The sequence below is a fragment of the Rothia nasimurium genome, assembly GCF_928392795.1.
Lineage (GTDB): Bacteria > Actinomycetota > Actinomycetes > Actinomycetales > Micrococcaceae > Rothia > Rothia nasimurium_F.
In genome coordinates this window covers 552,047-573,232 of sequence record NZ_CAKMTJ010000001.1, presented here as the reverse complement: position 1 = coordinate 573,232, position 21,186 = coordinate 552,047, and the positions used below count along the sequence as shown (strand labels likewise).

Sequence of the window (21,186 nt, the reverse complement as noted above, 5' to 3'; positions counted from 1 at the left end):
CAGTCTAAGCTGAACTTACGCGTTGATCGCGGTGATCTTAACGGTGGTCAGTTCGGCGCGGAAGCCCTGACGCTTCTTGTAACCGGTCTTGTTCTTGTACTTCTGAATAACGATCTTGGGACCGCGGAGGTCTTCAATCTTTTCTGCGGTGACCTTGGCTGAAGCCAGGGACTTTGCATCAACGGTGACCTTGTCGCCGTCAACCAGCATCAGCACGGGCAGCTCAATGGTGCTACCGGGCTCGCCAGCGACGCGGTCAAGGGTAACCAGGTCTCCAACTGAGACCTTTTCCTGGCGGCCGCCAGCGCGGACAATTGCGTATGCCACTTGGGAACTCACTTCTTCTTGACGTCATTTTAATGGTTCAAAACGGGTCTTCCTGAAAGGAACTCGGGCTCAACAGCAAGGTGGTGACCCGGTTTGCACAGTAGATACCGGGCGGTTTCAGGTTCTATCGTTTTGAGATGGTTTGGCCTTATTCCGTGTGGAATATGCCTAGCTGAGTCCACGCTAACGCTTGCTTGTGGAAACAGCACCGACTCACCAGTTTACGTGGTGAGTCGGTGCTGGGCAAGATATGTGGTGAAGCCCTCAGGGCGTAGTAAGGGGTACGGGTGACGGTAAATCAGGCTCGCGCTCGCTGCCGACCCTCTCGCTGGTTCGCTTCGCTCACAAGCGATTCACGCCAGCCGCCGAGCCAGCAGCTTCGCTGCGAGCCTGATTTACCTTTCATTACCTTCTTACTTACCTGCCCGCTTGATATCTGCAGCTGAGACGCCGACGCCGAGCATGACGGGGGCGTCATCGCTGGATGCGGCGGGCTTAGTAGCCTGGTCGATGCTGGCTACTACGGAGCTACCGGTTGCGGCCTTGACCTCTTCGGTGCGTACCTCGGTGGAGCCGGCACCTGAGCTGACGGCGCGGCGGGAGCGGCGCTTCTTGCGGGGCGCTTCGCTTGCGGCAGCTGAGGGTGCGGACGCCTCGGCAGGGGTTTCGCTGGGCGCTTCGACCTTCTTGCCGGGGGTGGCGACACCGGTGACGGCTGGGTCTGCTACGACCTCGATGGGGGCGACGTACTTGACGTCGGAGCTTGAGGCGCGGCGGGGCTTGCGGGTGCGGCCCTTACCTGACTCGTCCTGGTTGCGGGTGCCGCGGCGGTCGGTGCGGTCTGCACGGCCGGCTCGGTCGTTACGGCCAGAGCGCTCACCTGATGAGGTAGTTGATTCTTCGCCGTCGCGGGGTTCGTAGTCGCGTCCGGCCTTCTGGGAGGCTCGGGCGCGGGCTTCGCCTGCGCGGATGGCGTCGAGTCGGGATGAGTTCTGGGTGAAGCGGGAGTCAACTTCGGGGTCTACGTCCATAGACGCGTCGGAGTTGGCTGAGAAGTCATCTGCTGAAATCTCTTCGCGCTTCTTACCGCCCCGGCGCTTGGACTGGTGACGGCCCTTTGAGCGTTCCTCTGAAGACCCTTCGGTCTCGTTCTCAGCATCGGAGTCAAAGACGGCAGCCAGGGATTCGAGGGTGAAGGAGCCCTGTTCCCCCATGCTCTCTTCGGTGTCGGCGTCCGCCCCGGTAGGCAGCTCAATGACCTCGTCGCCGATGGTGAGCACCTGCTCGCCGCGGGCGTCCTGGTTCTGCTGGGTCTCCAGTTCCAGGCCTGCCTCGGCGCGGCGGTTGCGCTTGCGACGCTTGCGCTTGCGGGCTGACTTAGACTCGGTCTCGCCCTGCTCGTCCTCGTGGTGGGCGCTGGCGGCAACGATGTTGGCCAGGGCAGCCTTGCGGGCCTCGGTCTTCTGCTCGGTCTCTTCGTCAACCTCGGTGAAGTCGCGGCGGTTCTGGGTCTTCTGGTTGCGGTAGCGCTTGCGGTCATCGCGTTCGGCGCGGTGGATGAAGTCGCTAGCGCCACCGGAGCGGCCCTTGAGGGGCTGGTCATGCACGAGAATACCGCGACCGGCGCAGGCTTCACAGGGCTCTGAGAAGACTTCAAGCAGGCCGGTGCCCATGCGCTTGCGGGTCATCTGTACCAGGCCCAGGGAGGTTACTTCGGCAACCTGGTGCTTGGTGCGGTCACGGCCCAGGCACTCTACCAGGCGGCGGAGTACCAGGTCGCGGTTAGATTCGAGCACCATGTCGATGAAGTCGATGACCACGATGCCGCCGATGTCACGCAGGCGCAGCTGGCGCACGATTTCTTCGGCTGCTTCGAGGTTGTTCTTGGTGACGGTTTCTTCGAGGTTGCCGCCGGAGCCGGTGAACTTGCCGGTGTTCACGTCCACCACGGTCATGGCTTCGGTGCGGTCGATGACCAGGGAGCCGCCGGAGGGCAGGTAGACCTTGCGGTCCAGGGCCTTGGCCAGCTGCTCTTCGATGCGGTAGTGGTCAAAGAGGTCGTCGTCCTCTTCCCACTTCTTCAGGCGATCCAGCAGATCGGGGGCAACGTAGGTGACGTAGGCTTCGATGGAGTCCCAGGCGTCGGTGCCCTGCACCATCATGGAGGTGAAGTCTTCGTTGAAGACATCACGCACGGTCTTGATGGTCAGGTCGGGTTCCTGGTAGAGCAGTTCGGGGGCCAGCACCTTGCGGGATTCACTCTTGGCCTTGATTTCTTCCCACTGCACGCGCAGGCGGTTGATGTCGTTGCTCAGCTCTTCTTCGCTGGCACCTTCTGCGGCGGTGCGGACGATGACGCCGGCGTCCTCGGGCAGACGGTCCTTGAGGATTTTCTTCAGGCGCTGACGCTCAACGTCGGGCAGCTTGCGGGAGATACCGGTCATGGAGCCACCGGGTACGTAGACCAGGTAGCGGCCGGGCAGGGAGACCTGGCTGGTCAGGCGGGCGCCCTTGTGGCCGACGGGGTCTTTGGTGACCTGCACCAGTACCGAGTCGCCTGCTTTGAGGGCGTTTTCGATCTTGCGGGGGGCACCGTCTAGGCCGGTGACGTCCCAGTTCACTTCGCCGGCGTAGAGTACGGCGTTGCGGCCGCGGCCAATGTCGACGAAGGCAGCTTCCATGGAGGGCAGTACGTTCTGGACCTTGCCCAGGTAGACGTTGCCAATCAGGGAGTCCTGCTGGGTCTTGGACACAAAGTGCTCGGCCAAAATGCCGTCTTCGAGTACGCCAATCTGGATGCGGTCGTCCTTCTGGCGGACCAGCATCTGGCGGTCGACGGACTCGCGGCGAGCCAGGAACTCAGCTTCGGTAATGATCTGGCGGCGGCGGCCGGTGGCGCGGGTTTCGCGGCGGCGGATGCGCTTGGCTTCCAGACGGGTTGAGCCACGGACGCCGGTAACCCGGTTGGTGCTGTGGGAGTCAGACAGGCGGGGGGCGCGCACCTTAACAATGGTGTCCTCGGGGTCGCCCTCGCTGCCACCTTCGAATTCAAGGTCGGCGTCACCGCGACGGCGGCGACGGCGGCGGTGGGAGGTGATTTCGGGGTCAAGGTCAGCCAGGCGGCGCTCACGACGCTCAGCTTCTTCGGCCTCACGGCGGGCTTCCTTTTCGGCCCGCAGCTGCTCCATGATTTCGTCCATGTTGGGCGAGTAGAAGAGCAGGTTGTTTGAGCTCACAGCCGCGTTGACCTGGGCTAGCTCTTCTTCCTTGAGCTCACGCAGGCTCTTCTGAGGAGCGGCAGGCTCTTCAGCGGTTTCGGCAGGGGCTTCTTCTGCTTCTGCAGACTCTGCCTCAGTTTCTGCTGCCTCTTCTGTAGCTTCTTCGGCAGACTCGGTTTCTTCAGCCTGTACAACGGCCTTCGCTTCGGGGCCCTTGGCCTGAGTCTCTTCCACCTCGGTGCTTACTTCGGCAACCTGTTCAGCGGCTGCGGTAGCTTCTGCAGCCTGGGTTTCTTCGAGGTTTTCTACAACCTCGGACTGTTCGCTGCTCATCAGCGTTCACTCTCCTTGTGTTCGTATGCCCCTGCCGCACCAGTGGTCTTGCCTGTAGTCGGCGGTCCCTACCCTGAAGGTGGTCCGCCGAAATCCTTGGCTACCCGGCTCAACCGTGAGCTCCTTGGCGTACTCGGCAGGTCAAGGCTTCTGTGCTCCATGCCGAGGGGAGCCGGGCCAGCGGCAACAACCCGAGGCAGCGCTAGGGCTGCACTTGCTGGGGCTTGACGGTAAGGACGCCTGCGGGTAGGCAGTGCGTCACCGGCCGTTTCGGGGTGCCTGCTGGGTAGCGCTACCGCGTGCGGGCGGCACACTACCACACCCATTCTCTCACACCCGCGCTATTTTCACCCCATCTAGAACCGAACTCACCCCGCACCGGGCCGCCCTGTCCCAGCCAGCTCGCCCCGGGCGTCCTTACCTGGGAACTTAGTAAAGAAAACCTGCCCCCGCCCCGCAAAACCGGGCGGGCTTGGAGCCTGCCCCGTAGTATGGGGAAAGAAAGTTTTATACAGCCTAAGGATTCACTGTGTCTACCCCCGTGAACACCCCCGATACTGAGAGCGGTATCAGCCAGGCCCAGCTCGATCGCAAGCTCGGCTGGTTCACCCTCATTCCCGGCCTGCTGGCCTTCGGAGCCGCCGCCATGCTGGTCTACGAGCGCCTACAGATTTACATGGACGCCGCCCACCGGTCGGTCTGCGATATCAACGCCCTGCTCAACTGCGGCACCGTTATGCGCACCTGGCAGGCAGAAGCCTTTGGCTTCCCCAACCCCTTTATCGGTATCGCCGGTTACGCTATCGTGCTGGCTATCTCCACCGCCCTTATTGCCGGGGCGTCCTTCGCCCGCTGGTACTGGGTAGCCATGCAGGTGGGCCACACCCTGGCCATGGCCTTTGTGCTCTGGCTCTGGTACAATACCACCTTCGATATCAACGCCCTCTGCCTCTTCTGCATGATTGTGTGGATTATGCAGACCGCAATTTTCGTGAAGGTCACCACCCGCAATATTCACGCCGGGGTTATTCCAGCTTCTGAGAGCATCCGCCAGGCGGCCCCCAACTGGACCTGGTTCTCTATCATCCTGGTCTACATCTTGCTCTTCGGCATTATCTTCATCCGCTTCTTCGACGTGATTATGGGGATGTTCTAAACCCCTCCCCACAGCAAAAGGCCGGGGCCCTCAGTACGAGGGCCCCGGCCTTTTTCTGCTTAGCGGCAGGTCTTTTTAGGCACCGAACCAGAGCGCGATTTCGCGGTCTGCTGACTCTGCTGAGTCTGAACCGTGCACCAGGTTCTTCTGTACGCTCTCGCCCCAGTCACGACCGAAGTCGCCACGGATGGTTCCGGGGGTAGCGGTGGTGGGGTTAGAAGATCCCATGAGAGTACGGGCGCCCTCAAGCACGCCGTTGCCCTCAAGCACGAGAGCAACCACGGGGCCTGAGCCCATGTAAGACACCAGGGGCTCGTAGAAGGGCTTGCCCTCGTGTTCCGCATAGTGCTGCTCAAGCAGCTCACGAGAGGGAACCAGCATCTTCAGCTCAGCAATGCGGTAGCCCTTACGCTCAAAACGGGCCAGCACCTGGCCGGTGAGGTTACGCTCCACACCGTCGGGCTTGACCAGAATCAGGGTACGCTCGGTCATGACAATCTCCTTTGATAGGTCAGGGTGAGTTTTCACCCTTACCCTACCAGACGCCCCGCTAGGCGGGGTTAGCCTTCTCCCATTCCTCCTGCTCTTTGGCGCGGACGGCGTTCTCGGCGTCCAGGCGGGCACCGCGCGTCACCCCGTACCAGTAGGCCACAGCAAAAGCCGCTCCCACAAAGAACATGGAGGGCAGGGCAAAACCAACCAGAATCAGGGCAGCCTGCAGACCGTAGCCCAGGTGGTAGCCCCAGGGCTTCTTCAGGAAGGCCGGGGTGACTAGCAGGGCCGCTACCAGAGCTAGACCCAGTACCCAAATGACTACCTTGACCCAGGTGGGGTCGTTGAAGTGGTGGCCAAAGATGGCCAGGGTTGCAAAGAAGGCAACCAGGGCTTCGAGTGAGAGCACCATCGAGGTAAACATGACCTTGATAGAGCGCTGCTTTTTCGGCTGGCCCGGGCGCCATTCGCGCTGGGCGCGCGTCATTCTCGCCATCATCTCTCCTTTACAGTCCGAGCAGGGTACTAGCTTCGCCCACCACGGTGATGGAGCCGGTGACCAGTACCGCGGAGTTCAGGTTGGGCACATCGGCTGCTGCCGTCACCGCCGCAGACAGGGCATCGGGGATGTTCTCGTAGGTCTCGATGGTGTCTTCATCAAAACCAGCGTCGAGGGCCAGCTCGGCAAGCTCTTCCGGGGCAATGGCACGCGGAGAGTCTGACTTGGTCAGGTGCAGTACCGTGCGCCACTCTGCCCGATCAACGTACTCGTCAAAGAGCAGGTTCAGCATGGTCGCGGCGTCCTTTTCACCCAGGATACCCACCACCAGGTGCAGTTCTTCGAAGCTGAAGGACTCCTTGAAGGCGGCTGCCGAAGCAGCGACACCGTGGGGGTTGTGGGCGGCATCAAGCACCACGGGCGGCTCGGTGCGGGCTACCTCTAGGCGGCCCGGCGAGCGCACCTCGCCAAAGGCCAGCTTGATGAGGTCGAGGCTCAGTTCCTTCTCTCCCCCGCCCAAGAAGGCCTCAACCGCGGCCAGGGCCACGGCGGCGTTCTGGGCCTGGTGGGCACCGAAGAGGGGCAGGGCTATGTCTTCGTAGCGGCCAGCTAGCCCCTGGATGGTGAGCAGCTGCCCGCCCACACCGGCGGTGCGGTCGACAGCGCCGAACTCTACGCCTTCAAAGCGGTAGTCGGCGTTGTGGGCGCGAGCGGCTTCGAGCAGGACCTGGGCGGCGGACGGGTCCTGGGCAGCGGAGATGAGGAAGCCGCCGTCCTTAATAATCCCTGCCTTCTCACCGGCAATTTCGGCGAGGGTCTCCCCCAGCATGTCGGTGTGGTCCAGGCCAATGGGGGTAACCACCGATACGGTAGCGTCGGCGACGTTGGTGGCGTCCCAGGAGCCCCCAATACCCACCTCAAGTACCATCACGTCCACCGGCTCGTCGGCGAAAATCGCAAAAGCCAGGATGGTGAGGGCTTCAAAGTAGGTGATGCGGGGGGCACCGGCTGCCTCAAGTTCAGCGTCCACGATTTGCAGGTAGGGCTGAATCTCGCCCCAGATACGCACAAAGGTGGAATCTGCCACGGGCGCCCCGTCAATCGAGATCCGCTCGGTGACCTTGGAAATATGGGGGCTGGTGTAGCGGCCCACACGGATGTCGTGCGCCATGAGCAGGCGCTCAATCATGCGGGCGGTTGAGGTTTTGCCGTTGGTGCCGGTGATGTGGATGACCGGGGCTGCCTTGTTAGGTTCGCCCAGAATTTCCACGGCACGGGTCATCGCGTCGAGGCGGGGGGCCATCTTGTGCTCGGGGGCACGAGCCAGCAGATCGGCGTAGACCGAGGCTACGCCGAGGGCATCGTCAGCGCGAGCGCCCTCGGCAGCAATCTCGGCAAACACGGGGTCAAGCTCCATGTTGTCCTTGGTCATTTATGCCTTCTTCACGGTCGCTGAGAATTCAGCGCCCTCGAGGTAGGTCACGGCCACAGCCAGGGTCTCACCGGCCACCAGTTCCTCGTGCTTCTTGATAGCTTCGAGGTCAGCGGCGGGGGCGGTGATGGTCAGCTCGATGCGGTCTGAGACGTTCAGGCCGGCGTCCTTACGCTCGGACTGGATGGCGCGGACGGCGTCGCGGGCAGTACCCTCGGCGCGCAGCTCGTCGGTGAGGGTGGTGTCGAGTACCAGGAAGCCGCCGCCGGGCAGAACCGAGACGGCGCGCTCTGCAGCGCCGTCGGTTTCTGCGACCACGGTTTCAAGCTCGTACTCGCCCGGCTCCAGAGCCATGTTGTCGGCACCCACCACAACGGTGCCGTCCTCGGTGACCTTCCAGTCCCCGCTCTTAGAAGCCTTAATGGCAACCTGCACCTGCTTGCCCAGACGGGGGCCTGCGGCGCGGGCATTGACCTTGAGCTGCTGGGAGATACCGAAGTCGGCAGGAGCCACCTCGGCAGCGTCCAGAAGCTCAACCGCCTTGATGTTGAGCTCATCAGCGATGATTGACTCAAAGGTACCAGCCAGGTCCTTGCCACCGGCAACCGCCACGGTCAGGGCTGCCAGGGGCTGGCGCACGCGCAGCTTGTGGGCCTTACGCAGGGCAGAACCGGCAGAAGCGACAGCGCGGGTGGTCTCCATCAGGGCCAGCAGCTCAGCCTCGTCCTTGAAATCCGCAGGTGAGGGCAGGTCGGTCAGGTGAACCGAACGCTCCCCGGTCAGACCGCGATAGATTTCCTCGGTGGTCAGGGGCAGCAGGGGGGCCGCCATCTTCACGAAGGTCACCAAAGCGGTGTAGAGCACGTCGAAAGCCGCGGTGTCTTCGTTGAAGAAGCGCTCGCGGGAACGGCGCACGTACCAGTTGGTCAGGGCATCGGTATAGGTACGCAGGGCCTCGCAGGCGGCTGAGACGTCGTAGGCGTCCATAGCCTCGGTGACCTCGGCAACCAGCTGGCGGGTCTTGCCCAGGATGAAGCGGTCCATAACGTGCTCGGCCTCGGTAACCAGCTTGGCCTCGTAGCCTGCGCCGCCATTGGCGGCATTGGTGTAGAGGGCGAAGAAGTGGTAGACGTTCCACAGGGGCAGCATGACCTGGCGGACGCCCTCGCGGATGCCCTGCTCAGTCACAATCAGGTTGCCGCCGCGCAGAATCGGGGACGACATCAGGAACCAGCGCATGGCGTCCGAACCGTCGCGATCCAGAACCTCAGAGACGTCCGGGTAGTTGCGCAGGGACTTAGACATCTTCTGGCCGTCCGAGCCCAGCACGATGCCGTGGGCAATGACGTTCTCAAAGGCGGTGCGGTCGAAGAGGGCGGTGGCCAGAATGTGCATGGTGTAGAACCAGCCGCGGGTCTGACCGATGTACTCAACGATGAAGTCTGCCGGGTAGTGGGCCTCGAACCACTCCTTGTTTTCGAAGGGGTAGTGGAACTGGGCAAAGGGCATGGAGCCGGAGTCGAACCAGACGTCCAGTACGTCCTCCACGCGGCGCATGGTGGACTTGCCGGTGGGGTCGTCCGGGTTGGGGCGGGTCAGCTCGTCGATGTAGGGGCGATGCAGGTCGACTTCGCCGTCCTTGTTCAGGGGCAGGCGGCCGAAGTCGGCTTCGAGCTCAGCCAGGGAGCCGTAGACGTCGGTGCGGGGGTAGTTGGGGTCGTCAGAGACCCAGACCGGGATCGGGGATCCCCAGAAGCGGTTACGCGAGATGGACCAGTCGCGGGCGTTCTCAACCCACTTGCCGAACTGGCCGTGCTTGACGTTCTCGGGGATCCAGTTGATGTCCTCGTTCAGCTCGCTCATGCGGCCCTTGAAGTCGGTCACGCGCACGTACCAGGAGGTGATGGCGCGGTAGACCAGGGGGGTGCGGCAGCGCCAGCAGTGGGGGTAGGAGTGAACGTAAGACTTCTCGCGAATCAGCACACCGTCTGCCTTGAGGGTGTTGATGATGGTGCGGTTAGCCTCGAAAATCTGGACGCCGGCGATCTCAGCCAGGGGGGCACCGGCGGCCAGGGAAGAGTCGGCGAAGAGGTCCAGGAACTTGGCACCCTCGTCGATGGAAAGGATCACGGGAATACCGTAGCCCTCACAGACCTTCTGGTCGTCCTCACCGTAGGCGGGAGCCTGGTGAACCAGGCCGGTACCGTCGGTGGTGGTCACGTAGTCAGCGACCAGGATCTGCCAGGCCTTGTCGGTGCCGAACTTCTCGGTGTCGGTGAAGTAGTCCCACAGGGGTGCATAGCGCACGCCCTCCAGCTGGGCACCGGTGTAGGTGGCCAGGACGGCCTCGCGGGCAGCGTCCGCGGGCTTCTCAGCCTCCGCATAACCCAGGTCTTTGGCGTACTCGCCCAGCAGGTCGGCAGCCAGCAGGAAGCGGCGTCCTTCTAGCTCACCGGCGCCGGGCACAACAACGTAGCTGATTTCGGGGCCAGCGGCCAGAGCCTGGTTGGTGGGTAGGGTCCAGGGGGTGGTGGTCCAGGCCAGGGCTTCAACACCGGCCAGTTCGGCGGCAACCTCGGGGCGCTTAGCCAGGCTAGCGTCGTCGGTGATGCGGAAAGCCACGGTGACGGACGGGTCCTGACGCTCCTTGTAGACGTCATCGTCCATGCGCAGCTCGTGGTTCGAGAGCGGGGTTTCGTCCTTCCAGCAGTAGGGCAGCACACGGAAGCCCTCGTAGGTCAGGCCCTTATCGTGAAGCTGCTTGAAAGCCCAGATCACGGACTCCATGTACTCCACGTTCAGGGTCTTGTAGTCGTTCTCAAAGTCCACCCAGCGGGCCTGGCGGGTGACGTACTCTTCCCATTCCTTGGTGTACTTGAGCACCGAGGCGCGGGCAGCGTCATTGAAGTTATCGATGCCCATCTCGATGATCTGCTGCTTATCGGTCATACCCAGCTGCTTCATCGCTTCCAGCTCAGCGGGCAGGCCGTGGGTATCCCAGCCAAAGCGACGCTCGACCTTGTGGCCGCGCTGGGTCTGGTAGCGGGCGACCAGGTCCTTGACGTAGCCGGTCAGCAGGTGGCCGTAGTGGGGCAGGCCGTTAGCAAAGGGAGGGCCGTCGTTGAAGACGAACTCGTTGGCACCGTTCTCGCCGGCGTCGCGGTTATCAATGGATGCCTGGAAGGTTCCGTCATTCTTCCAGTAGTCCAGCACTGCTTCTTCGAGTGCGGGGAAAGAGGGGGAAGCGGCCACAAAACTGGCTCCGCTTGCACTTGCCTTGGGGTAAACAGGCTTATTGGTCATGGTTGCGCCCTTAGGTTCTTGTCTGCCTAGTACTTGGGGTGCAAGGACGCCTGCCCTCCCCCGTCCGCTCGACGGGCAAGCACCTGCGCGGTACCACCTTGCTTACATCAACCGGCTCGACCCCACCCCGAGCCGCGCCGAAAAAGCGCGGGCGGGTATGGGTCTGCGCCGGGGCAACCTACCGTCTCGTGAGATGAGGCAGGTTGCGCCCAGCGCAGGGTCGAACCGGTTATCAGTCGCTTCATGACAGCTGTTTCGGGCTTACCCGTCCGGGTCTACTGGGGTTATATCTATTCCGCGCACTCCCCTCGTCGCAACGAATTTACGGGGGTGTGCAGGTATAACCTGTTCTTCCGGATTGCTCGCCGGTGATGGCCGGGTCATTGCAACTGTTACCCATTTTAGGGGCAGGGGCGGTAGCTGTCTAACGGGTTTTTAGCTTTTCTGGCAGGCGCCCGCCGGGGCGGGGCGTGAATTACAGGCGTGTGAGCACAAGATGTAGTACAGGTGCGGACGCCCCGCCCCAAGATAGCGGATTACCGCCAGCTGGCAGGGTGAGCAGGGGAACCTAAATTACAATTCTTACCCCCGCCCCCGTGCTCAACTTCAGGTCGCACCTACCTGCGGGCGGCGTCCGCTCACCTCTCCCTCTCCTATTCCGCGAGCGTCCACCAAACTCTCGAAGTGCTTATTCCCCTGGTGGACGCTCCGAGAGTCTGGTGGCCCCATAGAGGCGACGGGCACGGTTGAAAGCTCGCTCCATCTTGATTTTGAGCTCGTGCGGACGCCGGGTGAGCTCGTCCCACGCTACTCGAACCACATCCCACCCCTGCCCCCGTAAGAGAGCCTCACGTTCGTTCTGCCGCCCAAAAACGTCCTCACGCTCACCAAACTGGGTGTATTTAATCTGCCCATCGAACTCAACGATGATCTTGAGATCTGGCCAGGCAAAATCTACCCTGAACTGCTGCCCATATACCCCAATCACGTGCTGCTCAACAGGCCGAGGCAAACCACACCTCATCAAGAAAAGCCGCAGCAAACTCTCCCCCGGCGACTCATTGAGAGGGCTTACGATATCTGCAATTATGCGAGCCTGCACAGAGCCACGACCAGACAGCCCCCGTAAGGCCTGGGCCAGTTTTTGGTGCTCAATCTTCCGCAAAGAACTATCCGCAAGCACAAGCGCCTCTTCGAATTTCATCACCCTCATACAGTGAAGAACCGTATCGAGCGGTGCGGTTACATCTACACCTAAACTTTTCTCGATTTCGTACCGGTTGTTTCTATGCCGCACAACCCGTGGTGAAGGGGTGCCGTGTGCCTGCCCCACTGTATGGATAGCAGTCGGTACATGGAGTAGCCACATACCGTGTACCGCTGCCGCTGAATGGTGGGATAACACCGAGGTTTTGAGTCTGCTTCTGCCATACCCAATGACACGGGCCAGATACTGCTGACTAGGGTAAAGCTGAGAGTGGAAACCGCTTTCCATATAGCTTCCGTAGCCAAGCCGCTGGTACTCGCCGCGAGCAACCGCGCGAGCGAGGGCGTCCTTGTTCATGCCTCGTGCAAATAGATCCTGTGTGGTCTGTACGGCCATTGCTATTTCTTCTGGAGATTTCATGGTCAGATTGTGCGCTGATCCGGGCAAATTTCGCTAGAAAGGCGCTTCCTGTGGATAGCGCTTTGCGCACCAGTGCACGGTGAGCGCGTTTAAAACGGTGCAGCCGTGACGCAGTATGACGCAGCTGAGCTAAGTGTCCACAAGAATCTTGCACCGCCCATTTGAGACATAAGCACTACGAGAGTCTAATGGGCGCTCAAGATGAACACGCCCCTGATACGCCGCTAGACTTGGGTTCAAGCACTACCCAGGAGAACACTATGCCCCTCATTAATGTCTCGTATGCCTCTGTTCAGTCTGATGAGAAGAAGGCCGAGCTGATTGCCGAACTCACCCGAACCTATGCCCGGGTGATGGGCGCCAAGGAAAGCTCGGTGTGGGTGATTCTTAACGAGGTACCGCGCACCGATTGGGGTGTGGGCGGGCAGCCTCTAGCAGCGCTAGACGCAGCAGCCGCCAGCCAGCAGGACGCCCGTGTAGAGATTCGCCAGGCACGGCAGGAAGACCTGCCCTCCCTAGCCGCCATTGAGGCCGAGTGCTTCCCGGCAGCTGAAGCAGCGAGTGAGAGCGACCTGCGGGCCAGGTTTGAGGTTTTTGGGGAGCATTTCTGGGTACTTGAAGCTGACGGCGAAGCTGTTGCCTTTATCGATGGGCTGGTAACCGACTCCCCCGTTATCTTCGATGACCTCTACGAGAGCCCCCAGGCCCATACTCGGCACGGGGCCTACCAGACGGTTTTTGGCATCAACACCCGCCCGGCCTACCGGGGCCGGGGGTACGCGTCCGCCCTGATAGAAAAACTCATCGACCAGGCACGAGAGCAGGAGCGAACAGGGGTGATTCTTACCTGCAAGAAGGAGCTGATTAGCTTCTATGAGAAACTCGGCTTTGAGCTTGACGGGGTCTCAGAATCAACCCACGGCGGCGCTATCTGGCACGATATGACTCTGCACCTGAGCTAGGCAGCCTGAGGTTGAGATAGAGGGAGAATTTAAGCTAATCCCAGCCTAAAGCCTTAGCGATTCGGCCCAGTAGCGCTAGGGCCCGGCGAGGGTTGCCCCCGCCAGAAACAGCCACCAGCTCATGTCCCTGCCAGCGGTGGGCTAGCGACCAGACCGGAGACTCCTGCGGCGCCCCGCCCAGCAGGCACCAAATCGCCCGCTCTTCACAAAGAGCCAAGACCTGCTCGTTGAGCTCGGGTGAGTCGGTCAAAGCATAGACCAGCCAGGCACCTGTCACATCATCGGGAGCAAACGGACGCCGGTGGGCAACCAGGTGCCCGGCGGCCAGTTCTTCTTCAATTACGGTGCCCAAAGTAGGTGCCACCACTTCAACGTGGGCACCTGCGCGCAGGAGGGGGCCAAGTTTACGGGCAGCAACCTGCCCGGCCCCCACAAGGAGTACCCGGCGTCCGCGCATATCGAGCGCTAGGGGCAAGCGCTGATTCACGCAGGCAGCTCCACCCAGATATCCCCGTCGCGCACCTCAACAGGGTAAACAGGTAGGCGATATTCAGCCCCAGAGAGACAGTTGCCACTCACCAGGGAGTACACCTCTTTATAGAGCGGGGAGGTTACGGTCGGCTCGCCGTTCTTTTCACCGACGATGCCGCGAGCTACCACCAGGGAGCCAGAGGCAGGGTCCTTATGGTCGGTGACGAAAATGGAATCGTCAGCGGTACGGAAGACCGCGTACTGCTGCCCATTAATCAGGGCAGCCTCACCCCAGTTGGGTTCCAGGTCGTCCATGGTGCAGATGCGGTACCACTGTGATGTCACGGTTTTCTCCCTATTTCTACGTTACTGCTTGTGTTTGCGTGGGTTTATCTTGCCTTTAAGCTAATATTAGCATTAGAAATACGCATTAAACCGGCTTAAACCCACATTAGGGAGGCACTGATGTCCACCAATCCCCTCACCGCCAACCAGCGTTCAGTACTGGTGATTGGAGGTGGGCCCGCCGCCTGGAGGTTCGCCAAGGCCTTCCTGGAAAAGGACGCCGGCGCCTCCCACCTTACCGTGCTCAACGCCGAGAAACACCTGCCCTACGACCGCGTGGCTCTCGAAAAGATCTTCCAAGAGACCCACCGCGATCTCACCCTGGGTGACCCAGAGCTATGGGAGAACCCCCACGTCACCCTGATTAGCGGTGTGAGCGCCACCTCCATTGACCGGAAGAACCGCACCGTCAGCGCAACCGACGGCAAGACCTACTCCTACGATGAACTTGTTCTGGCTACCGGTTCTTCGGCTGTCAAAATTCCCATTCCCGGTTCCGACAGCGCCCACGTCTTCCGAACCATTGACGATGTTCAAAACATGGTTGCTGAGGTCACACGCCTTACCGACAAGCTAGGACGCCGCCCCCGCGCCATCGTGGTCGGTGGCGGTCTGCTGGGCCTAGAGGCGGCTGAAGGTCTGCGAGATGTAGGAGCTGACCCCACCATTCTCGACGTTGCCCCCTGGCTACTCTCCATCGAAGTAGACCAGGGCGGCGGGTTCGCGGTCAATGCGGCTATCCGCGAAGCGGGAATCGCGGTTGAAACCGGTGCATTTATCTCAACCATCAACAAGGATTCCGCCGGTGAAGTTGTCTCAGTATCGGTTGCTAACGGTATGGGCGATGAAGCAGATGTGCACCAGTTAGATGCCGACCTAGTCATGATGGCTGCCGGCATCCGTCCCAACGACCAGTTGGCACGAGACGCCGGTTTGCAGGTGGGCGAGCGCGGTGGCGTGGTCGTCTCCCCCACCTGCCAGTCGGAGGACCCCGCTATTTGGGCTATCGGCGAGGTTGCCTGCGTACTAGGCCGCACCTGGGGTCTGGTGGCCCCTGCAAACCAAATGGCAGAAGCCGTAGCAGCCAACCTGACCGGCGGCCATGAAGAGGTAGAGAGCTTTGATATAGCCACCAAGCTAAAGTTCTCGGGTCTAGAAGTAGCGGGTTTTGGCGACCGCCGCGGCTCAGCTGAGAACTGCCTAGAAATCATGTTCGCTGACCCGGCTCGCGGTCTGTACCAGAAGATTGTGACCACAGCCGATGCTAAGACCCTGCTCGGTGGTGTCTTTGTGGGTGATACCGCGCCCTATGACTCCCTCAAGCCGCTGTTAGGCAGGGAGCTGCCCGCGGAGCCGTCCGCCTTTCTCACCGCTGCAGGAAGCGGGGATGGCGTGCCCGATACAGAACTGCCCGACGACGCAGTGCTGTGCTCCTGCAACAATATCTGCTTCGGTGCAGTGCGGGAAGCAGTAAAGGGCGGTGCGCACGATGTAGGAGCGGTCAAGGCTGAGACAACCGCCGGGACCCAGTGCGGCTCGTGCGTACCCATGATCCAAAAGACCCTAGAACAGACCATGAAGAAACTGGGGCTGACGGTCTCGAAAGCCCTGTGCGAGCACTTTGACCTCTCGCGTGCCGAGCTCTTCCAGGCTGTCTACGCCGTGGGTGACCTCGATGATTTCTACTCCGTGCTCAAGCGCTTTGGGCGGGGCACCGACGGGTGTGCCATCTGCAAGCCGACCGTGGCGTCCATCCTTGCATCGACCCGCAAGTCCTACGCCCTGGACGGCGGCCGCGGCGCCCTGCAGGACACCAACGACCGCAACCTGGCCAACATGCAGAAGGACGGCACCTACGGTGTGATTCCCCGTATCCCCGGTGGCGAAATTACCCCGCAGAAGCTGGCCGTTATTGCCCAGGTGGCAGCTGACTATGGGCTCTACACCAAGATTAACGGCGCCCAGCGTATCGGCATGTACGGGGCCCGTCTAGAGCAGCTGCCTGAGATTTGGCAGCGGCTGGTCGATGCGGGCTTTGAGTCGGGCCAGGCCTACGGTAAGTCCCTGCGTAACGTGAAGTCCTGCATTGGTTCTGCCTGGTGCAGGTTCGGTATGCGCGATTCGGTGGCTATGGCAATTGATACGGAAAACCGCTACAAGGGTTTGCGTTCTCCCCACAAGTTCAAGGTGGCAGTGTCTGGCTGTAACCGTGAGTGCGCAGAAGCCCAGGGCAAGGACGTGGGTCTTATTGCCACCACGAACGGCTGGAACCTCTACTTTGCCGGCAACGGCGGCGCTAACCCCGCCCACGGCCGCCTGTTTGCGCAGGATCTCGACCAGCAAACCGCCTACCGTTATATTGACCGTTACCTCATGTACTACATCCGCACCGCGGATAAGCTCCAGCGCACCGCCCGCTGGGCTGAGGACCTCGATGAAAAGTTTGGCGACGCTATCGAGCACCTACGCGAGGTGATTATCGACGACAAGCTGGGCATCTGTGAACAGCTCGATGCCGATATGCAGTACCACATTGACCATTATGAGGACGAGTGGGCTGCAACCCTGCGCGACGAGAAACGCCTGCGCCGCTTTAGGGCCTTTGTGAACGAGCCTGAGGCCAATTCGGCGGGTGACCGCATGTATGTGCTGGAGCGTGACCAGATTCGCCCGGCCACCGAAGCGGAAATCGCTGCAGCCGAGGCCGATGGTGATCTTGAGAGTGAGGACGCCGGCGAGAAGGTTTTGATTGCCGGGGCCAGTTTGCCGGTGCACGCCGGCTAGCTGCCGCCGTGTGACCTCGTGTGACAAGGTTGTGATGCTCCGGTTCATGCGAGGTCACGCAAGTGGGTGAAGCTGCCCGCCCCGTGTGAGGATGAAGGGTAAAGAGTTTTCTAGGGAGAGGATACGGCGTGTTCGCTGATCTTGATGTCACCAGTGCTGCGGTGCTGCTCTGCGGAGCATCGGAGCGGGTGGGGCAGGTTGCGCCCAAGTATAAGGCGGCGGCTGAGGTCGTGAGTGTCTCCTCTGCTGGCCTACTCCCCTCTGTTCTAGAAGATATCTCCCCGTCTGTGGTGGTCATCTGTGCCGAGCAGCCCGATGAGATTGGGAGCTGGCGGCAGGCGATCAAGGCCGCCCTGGGCAGCAGGGGTCTGCACACGGTTCTTCTTGTGGATAGCGAACCGGCGCCCCAGCAGGTCGGCAGGGTCTTTTTGATTGGGGCTGGCCCCGGCGATCCCGGCCTCATGACCCGCCATGCCCTTGAGGCACTGAGTCGGGCGGACGTCGTCCTGCTTGACCATCTTGCTCCCCACCAAGACCTGCCCCGCTGGGCGCCTAAGGCGAGCATTATTGATGTGGGCAAGATTCCCGGCCAGCACCGGGTGCCGCAGCGGGAGATTGACCGGCTCATGGTAGAGCATGCCCTAGCCGGTCGGACCGTGGCCCGCCTGAAGGGTGGTGACCCCTATGTCTTCGGGCGCGGTGCTGAGGAGCTCTATGTCTGTGAGCAGTCCGGTATACCGGTCACGGTGTATTCGGGGGTGACTTCATCGATCGCGCTGCCCGCCCTGGCCGGTGTGCCGATTACCCTGCGCGGTGTGTCCCACATGTTCACCGTGGTGTCTGGGCACGCGCCTCTAGGCAGCTCGGAGCTGGATCAGCTGGCGGGCCTGCTCAAAGACGGCGGCACGGTCTCCCTTCTCATGGGCGTCAAGTCCCTCCCCCATACCGTTGCCGGTCTGTGCGAGCGCGGGGTGCCAGCGTCCTTGCCCCTAATTGCAGTGCAGGACGGCTTCCGCCCCAACCAGCGCGAAGTGTACGCAACCTTGGGTGACTGCCTCGAAACGCTGGCCGACGTGAAGCCGCCTGCTGTGATTACCCTGGGCGAGGTGTGTGCGGTGGCCGGCCCCCGCCGCGAAGAGGTCATGGCAAGGGCTTTTGAGACCCACTAGGCAGCAGCTGCCACAGCGACTTTTCAAGCCGGGGCCGACGTCCTAGTCCCGATTCCGAGTCCGTTTCCGCGCTCTCGTTGTGCCTTCCTCTTCATTTCGACGCGTCCGCCGGTTTTCCACGCCTCAACCGTGGAAAACCGGCGGACGCGTCGAAGGTTTAGTAGGGTGCTAGAAATCCGGACGGACGCGCCCCCAGCGCGGTCCGGACAAGTTGTGCAGACCCCACAGCAGCTAACTTCTATGACGCGTTTATGTCCTTGTGGCGCCTGAAGAATCCAGCCAACCCCAGCTGAAAGGCACAGTTATCCACAGATTCCCCCTTGGGCCTGCGATAAAGGTGCTCAAGGGTGCAATCTAGATGCATGAAAAGCCTGCACGATATTCACCCCCTAGTTCAGACAGCCCAAGATCTGGAGCTGCGCGGTTTTACCCGTCATGCAGTGCGTCAAAAAGTGTCCCGCGGCGAGATCGTCAGAATACGTCGCGGGGTCTACGTGCCCTCTCAGAGCTGGTCTTCACTCCTACCGAGTGAACGCTATGTGGCCCGGCTGGTTGCCCATTCAAAAGGTATGGGTGCTCGAACAGTTTTTTCGCATCAGAGCGCTGCGGCTCTCTATGGTTTTGCTCAACTGGCTGTTCCTGACCGTATTCACGTTGCAGCGCCGAACTCTAGGGCTCATTCTTCACCGGGTGTCACCGTGCACGGGCTTACGAGTAAGCCCCAAGAGATAGCGGGTATTCCCGTAACGTCTGCCCTACAGACAGTGGTGGATTGTTGCCGGGTTCTCGACCTGCGCCATGCTCTCGTACTGGCCGATAGTTCCTTAAGAGCTGGGGTTCTCTACCCCGATCTCTTGACGTGTTTACGTCAGGCTACGGGCCGCGGCAGTAGTCGCCTACAGAGGTTGGCTGATTTGGTCAATCCGCTTTCCGAATCTGCTGGTGAAAGTCTGGTGGTCTACTTCTTAGACGAGTTTGGCTTTCCGCCCTGCCAGCAGCAGGTGTGGGTTGAGGGCGGCGGACGACGCTACCGGCCTGATTTTATGTGGCCTGAGTGCATGATTATTTTAGAGTTTGACGGAAATATCAAATACGCGGGTTCAAACCGTGAACAGGTTTTTGGTCAGCAGAATGAGCGTGAAGCCTGGCTCCGCGGTAGAGGCTACAACGTGGTACGCACCAACTGGCACGAGGTTATCTACCGACCGCAGTTGTTGGCAGAGAAACTGAAGCGGGCTTTTGCGTCCGCCGGGGTGTACCTATAACTTCGACGCGTCCGCCGGTTTTCCACGCCTCAACAGTGGAAAACCGGCGGACGCGTCGAAAAGCCAGCCCTATACTAGCTGCTGCTCGTCTGCCTCCAGGGCCCAGCGCGCAAAGGTCTGGGAGGCGTCCGCTCGCTCCGCAAGGTAGGTGCGAATCAGGCGTTCAAGGTAGTCTTCCAGCAGGTCAGCCTCTACCTTGAGACCGCGCACGGTGCGGCCGAGGGTGCCGGCGGCGTCATTCTGGTAGTCGGCCAGTCCACCGCCGAGGTGAACCTGGAAGCCGGGTACCTGGCGGCCGTCATCGGTGGTGATAATCTGCCCCTTCAGTCCGATATCTGCGGTCTGAATACGGGCGCAGGAGTTGGGGCAGCCGTTGATGTGCAGGGTCAGGCGGGCAGGGAGCTGATCAGCCACATCGGCCATGCGCTCTTCAAGGTTATCGATGACGCGGGCTGCAGTGGACTTGGTCGCCACGATGGCCAGCTTGCAATACTCGATGCCGGTGCAGGCGATGGTGGAGCGGCGGAAGACGGACGGACGCGCGTAGAAGCCCAGCTTCTCAGCTTCGGTGATGAAGGGCTCAACATCATCTTCTTCGATGTCGAGCACGACCAGCTTCTGGTAGGGAGTAGTGCGCAGACGCGAAGAGCCGTACTTTTCGACCAGGTTGGCCAGGTCAATGAGCTGGCTGCCGCTGATGCGCCCCACGGTGGGGGTCAGGCCGATGTAGAACTTACCGTCCTTCTGCGCGTGTACTCCTACGTGGTCGCCGGTGATGGCGGGGGTCTCGGGGGCGGGGCCGTCGGGCAGGGCATAGCCCAGGTATTCTTCTTCCAGTACCTGCCGGAATTTTTCTACGCCCCAGTCAGCGACCAGGAACTTGAGGCGGGCCTTGTTGCGCAGGCGGCGGTAGCCGTAGTCGCGGAAGATGGAGATGACGCCCTTCCAGACCTCCACGGCCTGGTCCTGGGTGACGAAGACCCCCAGGCGCTCTGCAAGCTTGGGGTTGGTGGAGAGACCGCCGCCGACCCACAGGTCATAGCCGACGCCCAGTTCCGGGTGGGTAACGCCGACGAATGCTACGTCGTTGATTTCGTGGACGACGTCCTGGCTGGGGTGGCCGGTGAAGCAGGTCTTGAACTTACGCGGCAGGTTGGAGAAGGCCGGATCGCCGATGTACTTTTCTTTAATCTCTCGAATCACCGGGGTGGGGTCGATGAGTTCGTCAGCGGCAATTCCTGCCAGGGGTGAGCCCAGAATGACGCGGCCTACGTCGCCACAGGCCTCGGTGGTGTCGAGCCCCACCTCTGCCAGGCGGCGCCAGATTTCGGGTACGTCTTCTACCTGGACCCAGTGCAGCTGCACGTTCTGGCGGTCGGTCACATCGGCGGTGTCGCGGGCAAAGTCTCGGGAGATTTCACCGATTACGCGGGTCTGCTCGGTGGTGAGCTGGCCGGAGTCGATACGCACGCGCAGCATGAAGTACTTGTCTTCGAGTTCTTCGGGGCTCAGGGTTGCGGTACGGCCGCCGTCGATGCCCTGCTTGCGCTGGGTGTAAAGACCCCACCAGCGGAAGCGGCCGTGTAGGTCGTCCGAGTCGATGGAATCAAACCCTTCCTTGGAGTAGGTGTCGATAATACGTTCGCGTACGTGCAGTCCGTCATCTGCCAGCTTGAATTCTTCGTTGGCGTTGAGCGGGCTTTTACCGTCGATTTTCCACTGGCCGTTGGGCTTCTTAGAGACGGGTTTACGGCGGGCCGGTGCGGCTGCCTGGTCGGGGCGGGCGGTGAGGGTCTTAGCCAT

15 protein-coding genes are annotated in these 21,186 nt (G+C 61.2%); 5 read left to right on the top strand and 10 right to left on the bottom strand.

The window, feature by feature from the left end:
- Positions 1–15 precede the first annotated feature (15 nt).
- Both rplU and L6963_RS02645 read right to left on the bottom strand, forming a co-directional pair.
- Positions 16–327 carry a 50S ribosomal protein L21 gene (rplU, locus tag L6963_RS02650; protein WP_135013897.1) on the bottom strand — a complete coding sequence of 104 codons (312 nt, stop codon included), beginning with the start codon at positions 325–327 and terminating at the stop codon, positions 16–18.
- Between the two features lie 413 nt (positions 328–740).
- The gene (locus tag L6963_RS02645; RefSeq protein WP_237206545.1) at positions 741–3,878 is read right to left on the bottom strand and encodes an Rne/Rng family ribonuclease; all 3,138 of its coding nucleotides are present in this window, start codon (positions 3,876–3,878) and stop codon (positions 741–743) included.
- Positions 3,879–4,407: 529 nt separating this feature from the next.
- On the opposite strand from L6963_RS02645, the gene L6963_RS02640 reads away from it, so the two are divergent.
- Positions 4,408–5,034 carry a vitamin K epoxide reductase family protein gene (locus L6963_RS02640; protein WP_237206544.1) on the top strand — a complete coding sequence of 209 codons (627 nt, stop codon included), beginning with the start codon at positions 4,408–4,410 and terminating at the stop codon, positions 5,032–5,034.
- Between the two features lie 75 nt (positions 5,035–5,109).
- On the opposite strand, the gene ndk is transcribed toward L6963_RS02640, so the two are convergent.
- From ndk to L6963_RS02615, 5 genes are all read right to left on the bottom strand, one after another.
- Positions 5,110–5,526, bottom strand: coding sequence for a nucleoside-diphosphate kinase (gene ndk, locus L6963_RS02635; RefSeq protein WP_237206543.1), 417 nt, complete (start codon positions 5,524–5,526; stop codon positions 5,110–5,112).
- A gap of 58 nt (positions 5,527–5,584) precedes the next feature.
- Positions 5,585–6,022, bottom strand: coding sequence for a DUF4233 domain-containing protein (locus tag L6963_RS02630; protein ID WP_237205361.1), 438 nt, complete (start codon positions 6,020–6,022; stop codon positions 5,585–5,587).
- Between the two features lie 10 nt (positions 6,023–6,032).
- Positions 6,033–7,457, bottom strand: a complete 1,425-nt coding sequence (locus L6963_RS02625; RefSeq protein ID WP_237209160.1) for a bifunctional folylpolyglutamate synthase/dihydrofolate synthase — start codon at positions 7,455–7,457, stop codon at positions 6,033–6,035.
- Complete coding sequence (gene ileS, locus L6963_RS02620) at positions 7,458–10,760, bottom strand: isoleucine--tRNA ligase (RefSeq protein WP_237206542.1); 3,303 nt, start codon at positions 10,758–10,760, stop codon at positions 7,458–7,460. It lies immediately after the preceding gene.
- A 688-nt stretch (positions 10,761–11,448) separates the two neighbouring features.
- Positions 11,449–11,772, bottom strand: coding sequence for a DUF559 domain-containing protein (locus L6963_RS02615; RefSeq protein WP_237206541.1), 324 nt, complete (start codon positions 11,770–11,772; stop codon positions 11,449–11,451).
- Positions 11,773–12,647: 875 nt separating this feature from the next.
- On the opposite strand from L6963_RS02615, the gene L6963_RS02610 reads away from it, so the two are divergent.
- A complete protein-coding gene (locus tag L6963_RS02610; protein ID WP_237206540.1) occupies positions 12,648–13,349 on the top strand; it encodes a GNAT family N-acetyltransferase in 702 nt (233 codons plus the stop codon).
- Between the two features lie 34 nt (positions 13,350–13,383).
- On the opposite strand, the gene L6963_RS02605 is transcribed toward L6963_RS02610, so the two are convergent.
- Together L6963_RS02605 and nirD are read right to left on the bottom strand one after the other, a co-directional pair.
- Entirely contained in the window at positions 13,384–13,836 is a 453-nt protein-coding gene (locus tag L6963_RS02605) for a precorrin-2 dehydrogenase/sirohydrochlorin ferrochelatase family protein (RefSeq protein WP_237206539.1), read from the bottom strand.
- Complete coding sequence (nirD, locus tag L6963_RS02600; RefSeq protein WP_237206538.1) at positions 13,833–14,165, bottom strand: nitrite reductase small subunit NirD; 333 nt, start codon at positions 14,163–14,165, stop codon at positions 13,833–13,835. Before nirD ends, L6963_RS02605 begins: the two co-directional genes overlap by 4 nt.
- Positions 14,166–14,285: 120 nt before the next feature.
- Here nirD and nirB point away from each other — a divergent pair, with 120 nt between their 5' ends.
- The 3 genes from nirB (at position 14,286) to L6963_RS02585 (ending at position 19,383) form a co-directional block, all read left to right on the top strand.
- Positions 14,286–16,949, top strand: coding sequence for a nitrite reductase large subunit NirB (nirB, locus tag L6963_RS02595; RefSeq protein WP_237206537.1), 2,664 nt, complete (start codon positions 14,286–14,288; stop codon positions 16,947–16,949).
- Positions 16,950–17,077: 128 nt separating this feature from the next.
- Positions 17,078–18,118: a uroporphyrinogen-III C-methyltransferase gene (gene cobA / locus L6963_RS02590; protein WP_237206536.1), complete on the top strand. Its 1,041-nt coding sequence runs from the start codon at positions 17,078–17,080 to the stop codon at positions 18,116–18,118.
- Between the two features lie 569 nt (positions 18,119–18,687).
- Entirely contained in the window at positions 18,688–19,383 is a 696-nt protein-coding gene (locus L6963_RS02585) for a hypothetical protein (protein WP_237209096.1), read from the top strand.
- A gap of 69 nt (positions 19,384–19,452) precedes the next feature.
- On the opposite strand, the gene L6963_RS02580 is transcribed toward L6963_RS02585, so the two are convergent.
- Positions 19,453–21,186: a nitrite/sulfite reductase gene (locus tag L6963_RS02580; RefSeq protein ID WP_237206534.1), complete on the bottom strand. Its 1,734-nt coding sequence runs from the start codon at positions 21,184–21,186 to the stop codon at positions 19,453–19,455.